The sequence below is a fragment of the Pseudomonas sp. PS02302 genome (assembly GCF_029959585.1).
GTDB classification, from domain to species: domain Bacteria; phylum Pseudomonadota; class Gammaproteobacteria; order Pseudomonadales; family Pseudomonadaceae; genus Chryseomonas; species Chryseomonas aestiva.
On record NZ_JASCON010000030.1, the window covers coordinates 20,838 to 37,959 of the forward strand.

The 17,122-nt window shown below is 65.7% G+C and carries 13 protein-coding genes; 3 read left to right on the forward strand and 10 right to left on the reverse strand.

Annotated features, from left to right (window positions below; all coding sequences use genetic code 11):
• Positions 1-28 precede the first annotated feature (28 nt).
• The 4 genes from QMX82_RS12215 to QMX82_RS12230 form a co-directional block, all read right to left on the reverse strand.
• Positions 29-766 (reverse strand): hypothetical protein, encoded by a 738-nt coding sequence (locus QMX82_RS12215; RefSeq protein ID WP_187979902.1) that lies wholly within the window; start codon positions 764-766, stop codon positions 29-31.
• Positions 767-857: 91 nt separating this feature from the next.
• Positions 858-2,351, reverse strand: coding sequence for a CoA-acylating methylmalonate-semialdehyde dehydrogenase (locus QMX82_RS12220; RefSeq protein ID WP_282283813.1), 1,494 nt, complete (start codon positions 2,349-2,351; stop codon positions 858-860).
• Between the two features lie 65 nt (positions 2,352-2,416).
• A complete protein-coding gene (locus tag QMX82_RS12225) occupies positions 2,417-2,731 on the reverse strand; it encodes a cupin domain-containing protein (RefSeq protein ID WP_187979903.1) in 315 nt (104 codons plus the stop codon).
• A 1-nt stretch (position 2,732) separates the two neighbouring features.
• Positions 2,733-4,079 (reverse strand): aspartate aminotransferase family protein, encoded by a 1,347-nt coding sequence (locus tag QMX82_RS12230; RefSeq protein ID WP_282283819.1) that lies wholly within the window; start codon positions 4,077-4,079, stop codon positions 2,733-2,735.
• A gap of 480 nt (positions 4,080-4,559) precedes the next feature.
• On the opposite strand from QMX82_RS12230, the gene QMX82_RS12235 reads away from it, so the two are divergent.
• Together QMX82_RS12235 and QMX82_RS12240 are read left to right on the forward strand one after the other, a co-directional pair.
• Positions 4,560-5,558 carry an acyltransferase family protein gene (locus QMX82_RS12235; RefSeq protein WP_208692028.1) on the forward strand — a complete coding sequence of 333 codons (999 nt, stop codon included), beginning with the start codon at positions 4,560-4,562 and terminating at the stop codon, positions 5,556-5,558.
• Positions 5,559-5,620: 62 nt separating this feature from the next.
• Positions 5,621-6,541: a LysR family transcriptional regulator gene (locus QMX82_RS12240; protein WP_208692029.1), complete on the forward strand. Its 921-nt coding sequence runs from the start codon at positions 5,621-5,623 to the stop codon at positions 6,539-6,541.
• Here QMX82_RS12240 and QMX82_RS12245 read toward each other — a convergent pair.
• The gene (locus tag QMX82_RS12245) at positions 6,538-7,266 is read right to left on the reverse strand and encodes an SDR family oxidoreductase (protein ID WP_208692030.1); all 729 of its coding nucleotides are present in this window, start codon (positions 7,264-7,266) and stop codon (positions 6,538-6,540) included. The genes QMX82_RS12240 and QMX82_RS12245 overlap by 4 nt on opposite strands.
• A 145-nt stretch (positions 7,267-7,411) precedes the next feature.
• On the opposite strand from QMX82_RS12245, the gene QMX82_RS12250 reads away from it, so the two are divergent.
• Positions 7,412-8,314, forward strand: a complete 903-nt coding sequence (locus QMX82_RS12250) for a LysR family transcriptional regulator (RefSeq protein WP_282283827.1) — start codon at positions 7,412-7,414, stop codon at positions 8,312-8,314.
• Positions 8,315-8,667: 353 nt separating this feature from the next.
• On the opposite strand, the gene QMX82_RS12255 is transcribed toward QMX82_RS12250, so the two are convergent.
• The 5 genes from QMX82_RS12255 to tkt all read right to left on the reverse strand — a co-directional run bounded on the left by QMX82_RS12255 (position 8,668) and on the right by tkt (position 17,004).
• Entirely contained in the window at positions 8,668-9,486 is an 819-nt protein-coding gene (locus QMX82_RS12255; RefSeq protein ID WP_282283830.1) for an HAD family hydrolase, read from the reverse strand.
• Positions 9,468-11,024, reverse strand: a complete 1,557-nt coding sequence (gene zwf / locus QMX82_RS12260) for a glucose-6-phosphate dehydrogenase (RefSeq protein WP_282283832.1) — start codon at positions 11,022-11,024, stop codon at positions 9,468-9,470. The genes QMX82_RS12255 and zwf overlap by 19 nt, the downstream gene beginning before the upstream one ends.
• A gap of 83 nt (positions 11,025-11,107) precedes the next feature.
• On the reverse strand, positions 11,108-12,085 hold the full coding sequence (gene gnd / locus QMX82_RS12265) for a phosphogluconate dehydrogenase (NAD(+)-dependent, decarboxylating) (RefSeq protein ID WP_208692034.1): 978 nt from the start codon (positions 12,083-12,085) through the stop codon (positions 11,108-11,110).
• Positions 12,086-12,103: 18 nt separating this feature from the next.
• Positions 12,104-14,923, reverse strand: coding sequence for a bifunctional transaldolase/phosoglucose isomerase (locus QMX82_RS12270; protein ID WP_282283835.1), 2,820 nt, complete (start codon positions 14,921-14,923; stop codon positions 12,104-12,106).
• Positions 14,920-17,004 (reverse strand): transketolase, encoded by a 2,085-nt coding sequence (tkt, locus tag QMX82_RS12275; protein ID WP_282283837.1) that lies wholly within the window; start codon positions 17,002-17,004, stop codon positions 14,920-14,922. The genes QMX82_RS12270 and tkt overlap by 4 nt, the downstream gene beginning before the upstream one ends.
• Positions 17,005-17,122: the final 118 nt, after the last annotated feature.

A 17,122-nucleotide genomic window follows, 5' to 3' on the forward strand; every position in this document is an offset into this window, starting at 1 on the left:
GACTCTAAGGGATGCCCGGTCGAAGGCGCTACTGCACCGGCAGGAAATTGATGAACAGCAGACTCTGGGCGTAGTTGACGCCGATGCGCCGATAGCGCTCGTCGAGCAACTGGGCGAGCAGGTCCAGCCGGGCGACGATCTTGCCGAACTCGGTGGCGAAGCTGAGGTTGCTGCCCTCCTCCGAGATCTCGTTGGCGAACAGCAGCGGTTCGCCCTCGGCGTTCTTGCGCTGGCCGAGCAACCAGGTGGCCTTCTCGATGTTGCGGGCCGCGTTGTTGACGAAGCGCGCATTCACCACATCGGTGATATAGAACTCGGTGCGATTGCCGTGGGCCGCGATGATCATGCTGCCGATGGCATAGATGAAGGCGCCGACGCGGTCGCCGCGGTAGTCGTCGCCGAGCACGTAGCTCAGGGCCGCCACGTCCTTGCGTCCGCCCAGCGCAGGCAGGCTGCGCTGCTGCTCGATGGCCATGCGGATCTCGCGCTCGGCGCTGGCGGCATCGGGCAGGCCGGTCTTCTTCCATTCGGCCGGATTGCGCAGGTAGAGCTTGTTCATCAGCCGGTAGAGACTTTGCAGATTGGCCTGCATGGCGAGGGTAGCCATGCGGTCGGAGCTGGTCTGCAGGAATTCGCTGGGGCGGGTCTTGCCGAATTGCCGGGCAATGTCCTGGGCGGACTGGCTGCTACAGCCGGCCAGGCTCGCGAGCAGGAGGCCAATCACACACCCGAGACGGGCGACGGCTGTGAAGGTAAGGGCAGGCATGGGGGCTTCGGCGGCTAAGGGCAGCCGAAGGGTAAGGCCTTCCCTGGCCGGCCTGCTGTGCGGCAGGCCAAGGAATGGGCTTTTCTAACGGTCAGGCGTTGCTAGGGAAGGCGAATTGCGAAGCCTCCTGGGCCTCGCGCTGCGGCCAGCGCTGGGTGATGGTCTTGCGCCGGGTGTAGAAGCGCACGCCGTCGGGGCCATAGGCATGGAGGTCGCCGAACAGCGATCTCTTCCAGCCGCCGAAGCTGTGGTAGGCCACCGGCACCGGCAGCGGCACGTTGATGCCGACCATGCCCACTTCGATCTGATCGGCGAACAGCCGCGCCGCTTCGCCGTCGCGGGTGAAGATGCAGGTGCCGTTGCCGTATTCGTGGGCATTGATCAGGGCGATGCCCTCTGCCAGGCTCTTGACCCGCACCACGCAGAGCACCGGACCAAAGATCTCTTCCTTGTAGATGCGCATCTCCGGGGTGACCTGATCAAACAGGCAGCCACCGAGAAAGAAGCCCTCTTCATGGTCGGCGACCTTGAGACTGCGGCCGTCCACCACCAGCTTGGCGCCCGCCGCCACGCCGTCGACGACATAGCCGGTGACCTTGTCCAGGTGCGCGCCGGTGACCAGCGGGCCCATGTCCAGGCCGCACTGGGTGCCCGGGCCGACCTTGAGTTTTTCGATCTCCGGCACCAGCCGGGCGATCAGCGCATCGGCGACCTGATCACCGACGCAGACCGCTACCGAGATGGCCATGCAGCGCTCGCCGCAGGAGCCGTAGGCAGCGCCCATCAGGGCATTGACGGTGTTGCCGAGGTCGGCGTCGGGCATGACCACCGCGTGGTTCTTGGCGCCGCCCAGGGCCTGGACGCGCTTGCCCTTGGCGGTGCCGCAGGCATAGATGTATTCGGCGATGGGAGTGGAACCCACGAAGCTCAGCGCCTTGACCTCGGGGGCGTCGATCAGCCCGTCCACGGCTTCCTTGTCGCCATGCACCACGTTCAACACGCCCTTGGGCAGGCCGGCTTCTTCGAACAGCTGGGCGATGGCCAGGGTGGAACTGGGATCGCGCTCGCTGGGCTTGAGGATGAAGGTGTTGCCGCAGGCGATGGCCAGCGGATACATCCACAGCGGCACCATGGCCGGGAAGTTGAAGGGGGTGATGCCGGCCACCACGCCCAGGGGCTGGAAGTCGGACCAGGTGTCGATGCTCGGACCGGCGTTGCGGTTGTATTCGCCCTTGAGCAACTCGGGCGCGGCGGTAGCGTATTCGACGTTCTCGATGCCCCGACGCAATTCGCCGGCGGCGTCTTCCAGGGTCTTGCCGTGCTCTTCGCTGATCAGCTGCACCAGGCGCTCTTCGTTGCTCTCCAGCAGCTGCTTGAAGCGGAACAGCACCTGGGCGCGCTTGGCCGGCGGGGTGTTGCGCCAGGCTGGAAAGGCGGCCTGGGCGGCGTCAACGGCCTGCTGCAGGGTGGCCGCATCGGCCAGGGGCACTTCGCGGATGACCGCACCCGTGGAAGGGTTGTAGACCGGTGCGCGGCGGCTGCCACCGTCGACCAGTTGGCCGCCGATGAGATGTCGAATGATCATGGGCTGTCTCTTTCACATTGATTAGCGGGGGGCTTGGACTGCAAGCACCTGTTCTTTCCGCGGCCTCACACCGGCAATGGCCGATCCGGGTTCCGCTTGAGTTCTATTTCGATGAAAACCACTTCCTCGCTACCGGCATTGACCACATTGTGCTCAGTGCCCAATAGACGGCTATAGCTCTGCCCTGCAACGAGTTGCGCCCTCCGTTCGCCTTGGTCGGTTTCCAACAGCAGCTCGCCCCCGGTCATGGGCACGACGACATAGTCCATGGCATGTCGGTGCCAGCCGGTTTCCGCACCGGGCGCGAAGCGCCATTCGGTCACCAAGACCTGTTCGTTATCGAGCTGAACGGTAGCCGTCGCCGCGGTTCTCTCGCCCATCTCAATCCACCTTGTGCAAGGCGTCACCGACCGCGGCGAAGACGCGATCCAAGTCTTCGATCCTGGCATTGAAGGTAGGTCCGAACTGCAGGGTGTCGCCGCCGAAGCGGACGTAGAAGCCGGCCTTCCACAGGGCGATGCCGGCCTCGAACGGGCGGATTACCACATCGCCGTCACGCGGGGCGAGCTGCAGGGCACCGGCCAGGCCGCAATTGCGGATGTCCACCACATGCTTGGCGCCCTTGAGGCCATGCAGCGAGGCTTCGAACTTGGGTGCCAGCTCGGCGGCCTGCTGCACCAGATTCTCACGTTCCATGAGTTCCAGCGCCGCCAGACCCGCGGCACAGGCCACCGGATGGGCCGAATAGGTGTAGCCATGGGGAAACTCGACCATGTGCTCAGGCGTGGCCTGGTTCATGAAGGTGTCGTAGATGGCGCTGCTGGCGATCACCGCGCCCAGGGGCACGGCGCCGTTGGTGACCTGCTTGGCCACGTTCATGATGTCCGGCGTCACGCCGAAGAATTCGGCGCCGGTGTGACGGCCCATGCGGCCAAAGGCGGTGATGACCTCGTCGAAGATCAGCAGGATGTCGTGCTGGGTGCAGATTTCGCGCAGGCGCTGCAGATAGCCCACCGGCGGCACGATCACCCCGGCCGAGCCGGACATGGGCTCGACGATGACGGCCGCGATATTGGAGGCATCGTGCAGCTCGATCAGCTTGAGCAGCTCGTTGGCCAGCTCGACGCCGCCGGTCTCGGCCATGCCCTTGGTGAAGGCCATGCCCGGTTGCAGGGTATGGGGCAGATGGTCGACGTCCATGAAGGAGCCATACATCTTCCGGTTGCCGCCGATGCCGCCCAGGCTGGTGCCGGCAATGTTGACGCCGTGGTAGCCGCGGGCCCGGCCGATCAACTTGGTCTTGGCCGGTTGACCCTTGATGCGCCAGTAGGCCCGCGCCAGCTTGACCGAGGTGTCGGCGCTCTCGGAACCCGAGCCGGTGAAGAAGACATGGTCCAGACCTGCCGGGGTCAGCTCGGCCATCTTTTCGGCCAGCTGGAAGGACAGCGGATGGCCGTACTGGAAGCCCGGCGAATAGTCGAGGGTGCCCAGCTGACGCGCCACGGCCTCCTGGATTTCCTTGCGCGAGTGACCGGCGCCGCAGGTCCAGAGTCCGGAGAGGCTGTCATAGATGCGCCGCCCCTGGTCGTCGATCAGCCAGCTGCCTTCGGCGGCCACCACGATGCGCGGATCCTTCTGGAAGGCGCGATTGGCGGTAAAGGGCATCCAGTGGGCACGCAGGTTGAGCTGGGCGGCGACAGGTGGCGAAACGGTCAGCGGCTGGTTCATGACAGGGTCTCGGGCGATGACATTAAGTCTGCAGGATGCGCCCGGTATTGCGTGAGTTAAATGGTTTTTTTCTCGCACCTAGACTTCTTAAAACTCACCCAATCATGGGTTCTAACCTGTTAAATCAGAAGAAACTGGCGTAGGGGAACGACGCCGCTCCATGCAGTCATGGATTGGCTGAAAAGCCTTTCATAGACGCGATTATCCGTGCCAACGCGGCGCCCAAGAAACATCTTGAAACCAAAAAATTTGATTAGTATTCAGTAACTTATCTGAAACACTTTAAGCTGGCCGCCTGCCACCGTAGTCCCGTGGCGCCGAGGCACCCTCGCCTCACCTCTTTTCCCGGCGCGTAGTCCAGCCGGGCGCGGTAGCCTGTCCGCCGTCTCTGCCGCGTACCCAACTTTCCGCTTTTGCCAACCCGTGCCCCTCCCCCGAGGCAGAGCGCGCGGTTTAGCTATTCCTCAAGGAAACCTCCCCATGCTGATTCAGCTCAACTGGATCCGCGGCCTGGCGGCCGTTCTCATCGTTTTCCACCACATGACCGTGGGCAGCTACCAGACCACCGAACATCAGCAGATCGCCCTGAATCTGCTGTCGCTGGAAACCACCTGCATCTTCGTCGCCCTCTCGGGCTTCTTCTTTCGCTACAACCTCGGCAAATACAGCTACCAGGTCTATCTGGGCAAGAAGCTGCAGAACGTCATCCTCCCCTATCTGCTGATCTCGATTCCCGCCGTGCTGCTCTATGTCTCCGGACTCAAGCAGGAACACGAGTGGATCGACATGAATGCCTTCCATGACTGGCCACCCTTCGCCCAGACCGCGCTGCTGCTGGCCACTGGCGCCCACCTGGGTCCGCTGTGGTTCATTCCGGCGCTGACGCTGATCTTCCTGCTCGCGCCGGCCCTGGAGTGGATCGTCAAGCGTGGCCTGCTACCGGCGGCGACCATGGTCGGCCTGCTGTATTTCCTGGTGTCCGATCGCCCGATCAATGACGCCGATCCGCTGCTGGCGGCCCTGCACTTCTTGCCGATCTACCTCTGCGGAATGCTGGCTTGCGAACAGCGCGAGCGGCTGCAACGGCCCCAGGCGCGTTACTGGCTGCTGGCGGCCCTGCTGCTGTTGAGTGGCGCGGCCGTGCTCGACAGCGCCTTCTACGGGCTGCAGAAACTGGCACTGTGCCTGTTGCTGTTCGCGGTCTTCAGCCAGAAGGTCAAGGCGCCGGGATACGCGGAGAGCCGCCGGACCAAGGGCATGGCCCTGCTGGGCGCCTACAGCTTCGCCATCTACTTCCTGCACGGCTATCTCGCCGGCGCCTATCGCGTGCTGGGTCGCCTGCTGGGTGAGCAGAACTTCGCCCAGTACCTGGGCACCCGCCTGTGCCTGACGCTGATCACCCTGCTCTGCTGCATCGCCGCGGTCTGGGTGGTCAAGCAGGTCACCCGGCAGCGCAGCCGGGTCCTGATCGGCGCCTGAAACCGGTCGCTGGCGCCGCTCCCGACGGCGCCTTATGCTGTCCCGCATTTGCGGTGGCAGCCATGAAGACGACACGCAAGGCCCTGCTCGCCCAGGTCGGCGATTTCGAGATCCGCCTGCTGCGACTGTTCAAGACGGTGGTGGAATGCGGCAGCTTCACCGCCGCCGAAGGCCGGCTGGGCATCACCCGCTCGGCCATCAGCCTGCACATGAACGACCTCGAAAAACGCCTGGGCATGCGCCTCTGCCAGCGCGGGCGCGCCGGTTTCTCCCTGACCGACGAAGGCCGCGAGGTGCTCAAGGCCAGCCAGTCGCTGTTCGCCGCCCTGGAAGGCTTTCGCAGCGAGGTCAACCAGCTGCACCAGCACCTGCGTGGCGAGCTGAACCTGGGCATCATCAACAACCTGGTGACCCAGCCGCGCATGCGCATCACCCATGCCCTGGCCGCGCTCAAGCGCGCCGCGCCGGGGGTGGTGGTCAACATCGGCATGACCCTGCCCGGCGAGATCGAGACCGGCGTGCTCGACGGCCACCTGCACCTGGGCGTGCTGCCGCTGATCAATGCCCTGGCCGGGCTGGACTACCTGCCCCTCTACGAGGAACGCGCCCTGCTCTATTGCAGCCGCAGCCATCCGCTGTTCGCGGTGGCCGACGCGGCGCTGGACAACGGCCTCCTGGCCGCTCAGGACGCCGTCGGCCCCAATCACCTCCTCAACCAGGACGGCCATGAGCGCCATGCCGCGCTGAACTGCACGGCACGCGCCTCGGATCGCGAAGGCGTGGCCTTTCTCATCCTCACCGGTTGCTACATCGGCTACCTGCCCGACCACGTCGCCCAGCCCTGGGTAACCCAGGGTCAGTTGCGCGCCCTGAATCCCGAGCGCTTCCACTTCGACACCACCCTGGCCGCCGTCACCCGCAAGGGCCGGCGACCGAATCTGGTGCTGGAGCGCTTTCTCGAAGCCCTGGCCGAGACCGTCTAGTTGGCGCTGCGGGTCGGGCGGACGACAATCTCGTTGACGTCCACATCGTCCGGCTGCTCGATGGCATAACGCACCGCGCGGCCGATGGCGTCGGGTTGCAGGGCAATGGCGCGATAGTCGTCCATCATCGCCCGCGCCGCGGGATCGGTGATGGTGGAAGCCAGTTCGCTTTCCACCACGCCCGGATGGATGCAAGTGACCCGCAGATCCTCGCGCTCCTGGCGCAGTCCCTCGGAGATCGCCCGCACCGCGTGCTTGGTGGCGCAATAGACCGCCGCCGTGGGCGCCACCGACAGCGCTCCGATGGAACCCAGGTTGATGATGTGCCCGGCGCCACGGGCGGTGAATTCCGGCAGCACCGCAGCGATGCCGTTGAGCACGCCCTTGATGTTGACGTCGACCATCTGCATCCATTCTTCGGTCTTGAGCGAGGCCATGGGCGACAGCGGCATGATCCCGGCGTTGTTGACGATGACGTCCACCCGGCCCCAGCGCTCGCGAGCCGCCTGGGCGAAGGCGACCACGTCGGCGCTGTCGGTGACGTCCAGCCGGCGGCAGGCGGCCTCGCCACCCGCGGCGTTGATCTCGGCCGCCAGGGCCTCCAGCCGTTCACTGCGGCGCGCGCCGAGCAGCAGCTTGCAGCCGGCCGCGCCCAGTTCGCGTGCGATGCCCGCGCCTATGCCACTGGAGGCGCCGGTAATGAGTACGACCTTGTCGATAGCCATGAAGTGTTCCTCTCGAATGGGGTGGTTTGCCTGAACGATCTGCTGGTCAGCTGCGTACCCTTCCAGGCTTGCCACCACCTTAGCGAAGGCTCATTGTCGTGATAACTCCCCCGCTCCTGACTGCCATGGTTAGCCAGACTCACCAATGCACACCGATCTGAATCTGCTCAAGGTCTTCGTCGTGGTGGCCACGGCGGAGAATTTCCGCGTGGCGGCTGATCGCCTGGGCGTCAGCCGCTCCGCGGTCAGCCAGGCCATCCGCCGTCTGGAAGACGAACTGGGCAGCTCGCTGGTGCAGCGCACCACCCGCAGCGTACGGCTGACCGAGGCTGGCGAGCGCCTGCAGCGGCAGATTGCCGGGCCCCTGGCCGGTCTGCTGGGCGCCCTGGAAGACGCCAGTCACGCCGGCCCGCCGCGCGGATTGTTACGGGTCGCGGTCACCTCCATCGCCGAGCGCTTTCTCGATGGGCCGCTGCTGGCCAGCTTCGTCGAGGCCTATCCGGAGGTGACCCTGGACATCACCGTCACCGACGAGGAATTCGATATCGTCGCGCGTGGTTTCGATGCCGGCGTACGACTGGGCGAGGTGATCGAGCAGGACATGATTGCCATTCCGGTGACCGGACCGCAGCGCGAAGTGGCCGTGGCGACCCCGGGCTATTTCGCCCGTCATGGCCGACCCCGGCACCCGCGCGAACTGGCGGACCACCGCTGCATCGGCTGGCGCCCGGCCCCGGAGGTGGCGCCCTGGCGCTGGGAATTCAGCGAGAACGGTCGCGCCTTCGATGTGGCCGTCGCGCCGCGGATCACCACCAACGACATGTTGCTGATGGTACGCACCGCTCTGGCCGGAGGCGGCATCACCTTTGGCATGGAGGACACCTTCCGCCCCTATCTGGCGCGGGGTGAACTGGAGCGGGTGCTGGAGGACTATCTGCCGCCCTTTCCCGGCTTCTACCTCTACTATCCGAACCGCCACAACCTGGCGCCCAAGCTGCGGGCACTGGTGGAGCATGTGCGGGGGTATCGGGAGGAGAAGGAGGGGTAGCGCGGGTTTGGGCTGCCCTCACCCCGGCCCTCTCCCGGAGGGAGAGGGGGCGCCCGCCTGAGCCCGCGCAGGGTGGAAAACGGTGCAGCCTTTTCCGCCTGGTACGAAGGCAGGCCCTGTTGGGCTTCGGCGATGGAGCCGCCTCAACCCAACCTAGGCATCCTGTAGGTTGGGCTGAGCGCAGCGAAGCCCAACATCACCCACCAGACCAGAGCGTGGAAAACGGCAAAGCCTTTTCCACCCGGAGCGAGGGCCAACCCTGTTGGGCTTCGGCGGTGGAGCCGCCGCAACCCAACCTGCACGTCCGCTAGGCTGGGTTGAGCGCAGCGAAGCCCAACCTCGACCGACCGATATCAGCTCTCCAGGATCCACCGATCGATGGCCTGGGCCAGGCCATCTTCCTGGTTGCTGGCCGTTACCCGATCAGCCGCTTCCCGTACCCCTGCGCCGGCCTGGCCCATGGCGATGGCGAGACCGGCCTGACGGAACATGGGCACGTCGTTGCTGCCATCGCCAATGGCCGCGGTCCGCGCCACGAGCACGCCCGCAGCCTGGGCCAGTTCGATCAGGGCATCGCCCTTGTTGGCCTTGGGGTGGGTGATGTCGAGGTAATAGAGCTGGGAGCGCAGCACCGTGGCGCCCTCCCCCAGCCGCTCGCCCAACTCGCCTTCCAGGGCTTCGAGGCCGGCATGATCGCTACCGGCGGCGACGATCTTGTCGACGCGGTCCAGATAGGGTTCGAAGGAATCCACCACGGTGGGTCCATAGCCCAGCGCCCGAGTCTCGCGTGGCACATAGGCCCCCTGACCATCGCGGGTCAGCCAGAGGTCGTCGGCGAACAGCCAGACCTCGAAGGCTTCATTGTCCAGCCGCTCCAGCACCCGGCGCGTCACCGGCTCCGCCAGGCGATGGGCGCGGATCAGGGTACCGTCCGCCTCCACCAAGTTGCCGCCGTTGAAACCGGCCACCGCCTGATGAATGCCCAGTTGCCGCACCAGCGGCAACAGCGCCCGCGGCGGGCGGCTGCTGACCAGGGTAATGGCCTTGCCGGCCGCCTGCAGCCGTTTGACGGCGGCGATCACCGCCTCGCTCAGGCTCTTGTCGTCACGCACCAGGGTGCCGTCGATATCCGACACCAGCAGGTCGATGGGGATCAGGTCAGCGGATGCCATGAGCGGCCGTCCTTTTGCAGAAGTTCATCGGCACCGGCGGGACCGGCACTGCCCGCGGCGTAGCTTTCCACCGCGCCGCCCTGTTGCCAGGCGTCGAGGATGGGTTGCACGGCGCGCCAGCCGTTCTCGATGTTGTCGGCGCGCTGGAACAGGGTCTGGTCTCCGATCAGGGAATCGTAGATCAGGGTTTCGTAGCCGGTGGAGGGCTGCATCTCGAAGAAGTCGCCGTAGGCGAAGCCCATGCGGATGTTCTCTAGCTCCACCAGCGGTCCCGGACGCTTGGCGTGGAAGTCGAACCACATGCCTTCGTCGGGCTGGATCTGGATGATCAGGTAGTTGGGCCGCATCCGGTCGATCTTGGTGTCGCGGAACTGAGCATAGGGCGCGTGCTTGAAGCAGATGGCGATCTCGGTATCGCGCGCGGTCAGGCGCTTGCCGGTGCGCAGGTAGAAGGGCACCCCCGCCCAGCGCCAGTTGTCGACGAACAGCTTGAGTGCCACATAGGTCTCGGTCTGGCTTTGCGGATCGACCCGCTCTTCCTCGCGATAGCCTTTGACGGGCTTGTCGTTCAGCGTCCCGGCGGCGTACTGGCCACGGACCGAATTGGCCAGGGCTTCTTCGGTGGTCTGGGGGCGGATGGCACCGACCACCTTGGCCTTCTCGTCACGCACCGAGGTGGCGTTGAAGGACGCCGGCGGCTCCATGGCGACCATGGCCAGCAGCTGGAACAGGTGGTTGGGCACCATGTCCCTCAGGGTGCCGGTCTTCTCGTAGAAATCGCCGCGCGACTCCACGCCCACGGTCTCGGCCGCGGTGATCTGCACATGGTCGATGTAGTGGTTGTTCCAGAACGACTCGAACAGAGCGTTGGAGAACCGGCTGACCAGGATGTTCTGTACCGTCTCCTTGCCCAGGTAGTGGTCGATCCGATAGATCTGCTTTTCGTCCATGTTCGCCAGCAGGCGCTGGTTGAGCGCCTGGGCACTGGCCAGGTCGGCGCCGAAGGGCTTTTCCACCACCAGTCGGCGATAGGCGCCTTCGCGCTCTTCCAGCAGTCCGGCCTTGCCCAGACGCTCGGCGACGTCGCCAAAGAAGCGGGCGGCGGTGGCCAGGTAGAAGACGGCATTGTCGGTGTCGGCCTGGGCGATGCGCTCACCTACCGCCTGATAGGTGGCGTCTTCGAGGAAGTCACCCTGCAGGTAGCGGATGCGCCCGCGCAGCTGGCCCCAGAGATCGGCATCCAGCGCCTCGTCCCGGGACTTGCCCTTGGCTTCGGCCTGGTCGCGGATGAAGGCTTCCAGCCGGTCGGCGAAACCTTGGTCGGTGTTGGGATTGTGGTCGACGCCGATGATCTGGGTGCGGTCGTCGAGCAGGCCGTCACGCAGCAGGTTGTACAGTGAGGGGATCAGCAGTCGCTTGACCAGATCGCCATTGGCGCCGAACAGAAAGAGCGTGGCGGGCGGCGCGGTGGGCGCCTTGGTACAGGAGCGGCGCTCCTGGGCGGCGGTGCTGGGGGTAACGGCAGGAGAATCGGTCATGACAGGGCCTTATCCTCGAGGGCGGCTGATGCCGTCCCCCGGGACGCGGCCCGTGGCCGCTCCACAGGGGAACGGCCGGGGTTTTATTGCGGGATTTCGACGTGGCCGCCAAAGCCGAAGCGCATGGCCGACAGCAGCTTGTCGGCGTAGGTGGCTTGCTGGCGGGAACGGAAGCGCGCATAGAGGGCAGCGGACAGGACGTTGACCGGTACCGCTTCCTCGATGGCCGCCTCGATGGTCCAGCGGCCTTCGCCACTGTCGGCTACCGAACCGGAGAACTTCTCCAGCTCGACGTCGCCGGCCAGCGCCTGGGCGGTCAGGTCCAGCAGCCAGGAGGACACCACGCTGCCACGGCGCCAGACTTCGGCGATGTCGGCCAGGTCCAGGTCGAAACGCTCGTCTTCCGGCAGCTTGTCGCTGTTCTTCATCTTGAGGATGTCGAAGCCCTCGGCATAGGCCTGCATCAGGCCGTACTCGATGCCGTTGTGCACCATCTTGACGAAGTGACCCGAACCGGCCGGACCGGTGAAGATGAAGCCGCGCTCGGCACGCTCGTCCGGGGCGTTACGGCCGCGGGTCCGTTCGATGCTGCCGTAGCCGGGCGCCAGGGCCTCGAAGATGGGCTCCAGGCGTTCGACCGCCTCGGACTTGCCACCGATCATCATGCAGTAGCCGCGTTCCAGGCCCCAGACGCCACCGGAGGTACCGACGTCGACATAGTCGATGCCCTTCTCGGCCAGGGCCTTGGCGCGACGGATGTCGTCCTTGTAGTAGGTGTTGCCGCCATCGATGATGACGTCACCGGGAGCCAGGCGGTCGGCCAGCTCGGCGATGGTCTGTTCGGTCGGCGCGCCCGCCGGCAGCATGACCCAGATGGCCCGCGGCTGTGCCAGGGCGGCGATGACGCCATCCAGGCTATCGGCGGTGATGGCGCCTTCCTTGCCGAGGCCGGCCACGGTTTCGGCACTGCGGTCATAGACCGCGACTTCATGCCCATGCTTCATCAAACGCCGTGCGATGTTGCCGCCCATGCGGCCCAGTCCGATGATTCCCAATTGCATGCTGATGACTCCTTGAGGTCAGGCGACCGCCGCCTCGACCAGTTCGACGATTTGTTGCAGGCCGGCGTCGATGTCGCCGCCCTTGATATGCACGCGCAGATAGCGCCGTCCCCGTTCGGCCAGCACCTCGAGGTCGCCCTTGGCCTGGGCGGCCTCGACGACACCAAAGCTCAGACTCCGCCCTGGAATCTGCAGGTCGTTCTGGGCATCGGCGGTAATCTGGATGAACACACCCGAGTTGGGACCGCCCTTGTAGGCCTGTCCGGTGGAGTGCAGGAAGCGGGGGCCGAAGCCGCCGACGGTCGCTACGCGCTTGCTGTCGCGAATGCTATCACGCATGGCGCTCAGGGCCTCCCCGTGCACCGCATTGCGCTCGAGATAGGCCAGCACGGCGAGATAATCGCCGGGCTGCAGGCGCGCCAGATGCGCCTTGATTGCCGCGCGGGCGGTGTCCTGCCCCTGCAGGTCGGCATCGCCGAACAGCGCCAGCGTGCCCTCCTCCAGCAGCGGCTCGTCACCAGCCAGGCGACCTTCGCGTTCGTAGCCATCGGTAAGGGCGCGGGTCTTGAGCTTGCTGGCTTCCACATCGGGCTGGTCGAAGGGATTGATGCCGATCACGGCACCGGCCACCTCGGTCGCCACCTCCCAGCGGAAGAATTCCTGGCCGATCAGTTCGGCGCGGGCCAGACGGATGTCCACCACCGGATGCCCCGCTGCCACCAGGGCCTGCAGGCGGCTGTCGCGCTCGGCGTCCTCCTCGCCGGCCAGCACCAGGCTGACGAACACCCGGTCCGTACCATAGACGGCTGGCTCCCCGAGAGGCTCCAGGTCCACCGGGATGATGCCCTTGCCCTGCTTGCCGGTGCTCTCGGCGAGCAGCTGTTCCAGCCAGGCGCCCAGACTGGCGACACCCGGTGAGGCGATCAGGGTGACCTTGTCGCGTCCGGCACGCACCGCCTCGCCCAGGACCACGCCCAGGCGAATGCCGGGATTGATGGCCGGCGGCGCACTGGGGCTGCAGGCCAGCACCATGGGCTGGGTCACCTGGAAGAAATCGGCCACCGAATGGCCGAGCAGCGCCAGGGGCACCATGCCGAACACCGACAGCACCGAGTAGCGACCGCCGATATGGGGATCGCCCTGGAAGATGGCGCGGTAGCCTTCGGCCGTGGCACTGGCTTCGAGTTTGGACCCCGGATCGGTGATGGCGACGAAGCGCCGCCGCACCTCTTGCGCCCCCAGCGCCTGCTCGACGGCCTTGTGGAAGTAGGCCCGCAGGATTTCCGGCTCCAGGGTCGAGCCGGATTTGCTCGATACCAGGAACAGCGTCTTGCGCAGGTCCAACTGCTCTTCCAGCGCGGCGATCTGCGCCGGGTCGGTGGAATCCAGCACCTTGAGGGTGAGTCCGCCCGTGGCGGTACCCAGGGTATTGGCCAGCACTTCCGGGCCCAGGCTCGAACCACCCATGCCCAGTAGCACCACGGTATCCAGGCCTTCCTTGCGAACAGCGTCGGTCAAGGCCCCGAGGGCAGCCGGATCGGCCTGACGCCCCTGGGCCGCGGCCAGCCAACCGACCCACTGGTCTTCGTCACGACCGGTCCAGAGCGAGGCGTCGCCCTGCCAGAGACGGCGCGACCAGCCTTCACACCGCGCCTCGTCCAGGCGGGCTTCGACGGCTTCATTCAGATCGTGCGGCAGACGATAGTCCGCGGCATTCAGGCGCTCGCCGAGAAACTCGAGGCGCTTCTGCCCAACCGCGCCCAACAGGGCATCGGCGGCATCTTCGAATTGCCGAGCGCCGTCCTTGACCAGCCGATTGGCCACGCCATCGAGATCCAGTCCGAAACGGACCGTCGCATCCACCACCCGCTGCGCGGCTTCGATGTCGGTGCTCAGCATGGGAGCTGCCGTGCCATGGTCGCGGAAGGCGTCCATGGTCTTGGGCGGCATGGTGTTGACGGTGTCCGGGCCGATCAGCTGATCGACATACAGGGTATCGGGATAGGCGGGATCCTTGGAGCCGGTGGAGGCCCACAGCAGACGCTGCGGATGAGCGCCCTTGGCTGCCAGCACCTTCCAGCGTGGCGACTGGATGAGACGCAGGTAATCCTGATAGGCCAGCTTGGCGTTGGCGATGGCGACCTTGCCGCGCAGCTCGGCCAGTTCGCCGTCGTTACCCTTGCGCTCGTCGATCAGCTTGTCCAGCACGCCATCGACCCGACTGATGAAGAAGCTGGCGACACTGGCGAGCCGACTGATGTCCTTGCCCTGGTGCAGCCGGACTTCCAGACCCGCGATATAGGCCTCCGCCACGGCCATGTAGGCATTGCGATCGAACAGCAGGGTCACGTTGACGTTGATCCCCTCCTCGATCAGCTTGCGGATGGCCACCGCCCCTTCGGGCGTGCCGGGCACCTTGACCATGAGGTTGGGCCGATTCACCGTCTGCCAGAGGCGGCGCGCCTCGTCCAGGGTGGCACGGGTATCCAGGGCCAGATAGGGCGACACTTCCAGGCTCACATAACCATCGCGCCCTTCGAGTCGGTCATAGACCGGCCGCAGGATGTCGGCCGCCTGCTGGATGTCCTCGATGGCCAGATGCTCGTAGACGTCCACCGGCTCGGCGTCGGCCTGTTCCAGGAAGGCCTTGAGGCTGGCATCGTAGTCGCTGCCGTGGCCCATGGCCTTCTCGAAGATCGAGGGGTTGGAGGTGACGCCCGTCAGGCCGTCACGCTCGATCAGCTTTTGCAGCTCACCCTTGGCGAGGAACTCGCGGCTGACGAAGTCGAGCCAGACCGCCTGGCCCTGCTCCGTCAGCTGTTTGAGTGGATTGCTCATGTGGCGCTCCCTTTGCGTTGCGCCTGCTCCTTGGCCAGCTTGACCACGTTTTCCACGGTGTAGCCATATTTCGCCTGCAGCTTGCCGATGGGCGCGGAGGCACCAAAGGTGCTCATGGTCACCGAGGCACCCTTGCGACCGATATAGCGCTCCCAACCCAGGGGACCGGCCTGCTCGATGGCAACGCGGCCCAGCACCTCATCCGGCAGCACCGACTGCTTGTAGGCCTCGTCCTGCTCCTCGAACAGCTCCCAGCAGGGCATGGAGACGACGCGTGCCTTCACCCCTTCGCCCTGGAGCTGCTCATAGGCCTGCATCGCCAGGCCCAGTTCGCTGCCGGTGGCCATGAGGATCACCTGGGGCTTGCCGCCTTCGGCGTCGGCCACCACATAGGCACCCTGGGCGACGCCCTCGGCGCTGGCGTACTTGGCGCGATCCAGGGTCGGCAGCGGTTGCCGCGACAGCACCATGCAGGAGGGTCGATTGGTCTGCTGCAGCGCGATCTTCCAGGCCTGCACCGTTTCATTGGCATCGCCCGGACGCAGGGTCAGCAGACCCGGCGTGGCGCGCAGCTGCGCCAGGTGCTCGATGGGCTGGTGGGTCGGGCCATCTTCGCCGACGCCGATGGAGTCGTGGGTGAAGACGAACACCACTGGCAATTCCATGATGGACGCCAGGCGGATCGGCGGCTTCATGTAGTCGCTGAACACCAGGAAGGTGGCGGTGAAGCTGCGCAGGTAGCAGAGCGCCATGCCATTGGCGATGGAGCCCATGGCATGCTCGCGGATGCCGAAGTGCATGTTGCGCCCCGACGGCTCACGGGCGGAGAAGCTGCCGGCGCCATCGAACTTGAGATTGGTCTTGGTGGACGGCGCCAGATCCGCCGCCCCGCCGACCAGCCAGGGAATGTTCTGGGCAAAGGCATTGAGCGCCTTGCCACCGGACTCGCGGGACGCCACACCCTTGGCATCGGTATCGAAGCTGGGCAGCTTGGCGTCCCACCCTTCCGGCATCTCACCGGCACGCATGCGCTGGAGTTCATCGGCGCGGGTCGGATCGTCCTGACGCAGGCGATCGAAGGCACGGTTCCAGTCTTCGTAAAGACCGCTGGCACGCTCCAGCAGGGCGTCGCGCAGGTGGTGACGGGCGTCGTCGGGCACCAGGAAGTCGGCATCCTCGGGCCAGCCATAGGCCTTCTTCGCCAGCTTGATCTCGTCCGCACCCAGGGGCTCGCCGTGGGCCGCAGCGGTGTTCTGCTTGTTGGGCGCGCCGTAGCCGATGAGGCTGTCGACCACGATAAGGGTCGGCTTGCCGGTATTGCCCTTGAAGCGATGCAGGGCAGCAGCCAGGAATTCGGCGTCATTGGCATCCTTGACGTGCAGGGTGTGCCAGCCATAGCCACGGAAGCGCTCGGCCACGTCTTCGCTGAAAGCCAGCTCGGTATGGCCTTCGATGCTGATGGTGTTGTTGTCGTAGATCCAGCAGAGGTTGTCCAGCCCCAGGTGACCGGCCATGGAGGCCGCCTCGCCGGTGACGCCTTCCATCATGTCGCCATCGCCGCAGAGCACATAGACGTCATAGTCGAACAGGGTCACGCCCGGCTGGTTGAAACGGGCGGCCAGCCACTTCTGGGCCAGCGCCATGCCGACGCTGTTGCCGCAGCCCTGCCCCAGCGGACCGGTGGTGGTCTCGATGCCAGTGGTCATGCGGTACTCGGGATGACCCGGGGTCTTGGAATCCAGCTGGCGGAACTGCTTGATGTCGTCGAGGCTGACCGCTTCCTTGCCGGTGGCGGTGCCGTGCTCGTCGATTTCCTTGACGCCCGCCAGGTGCAGCAGCGAATAGAGCAGCATGGAGGCATGGCCGACCGACAGCACGAAGCGGTCACGGTTGGGCCAGTCCGGGTGCTCGGGGTGATAGCGGAGGAAGCGGCTCCACAGCGTGTGGCCGACCGGGGCCAGGGCCATCGGCGTACCGGGGTGCCCGGAGTTGGCCTTCTGCACCGCGTCCATGGACAGGGTACGGATGGTATTGATGACAAGCTGGTCGGCGTTGGAGCTGGAAGGTGCGGTGGAACCCATGGCAAGCGTCCTCGTGCTGGCAGGCGCGCCACCCGCGGCGAAAACGGCAAACACCGTCCGTGAAACCGTTTTCAGCAAAGGCAGCGCCTAGGAGAAGAGAGCAAAGCGGCCGGACGGG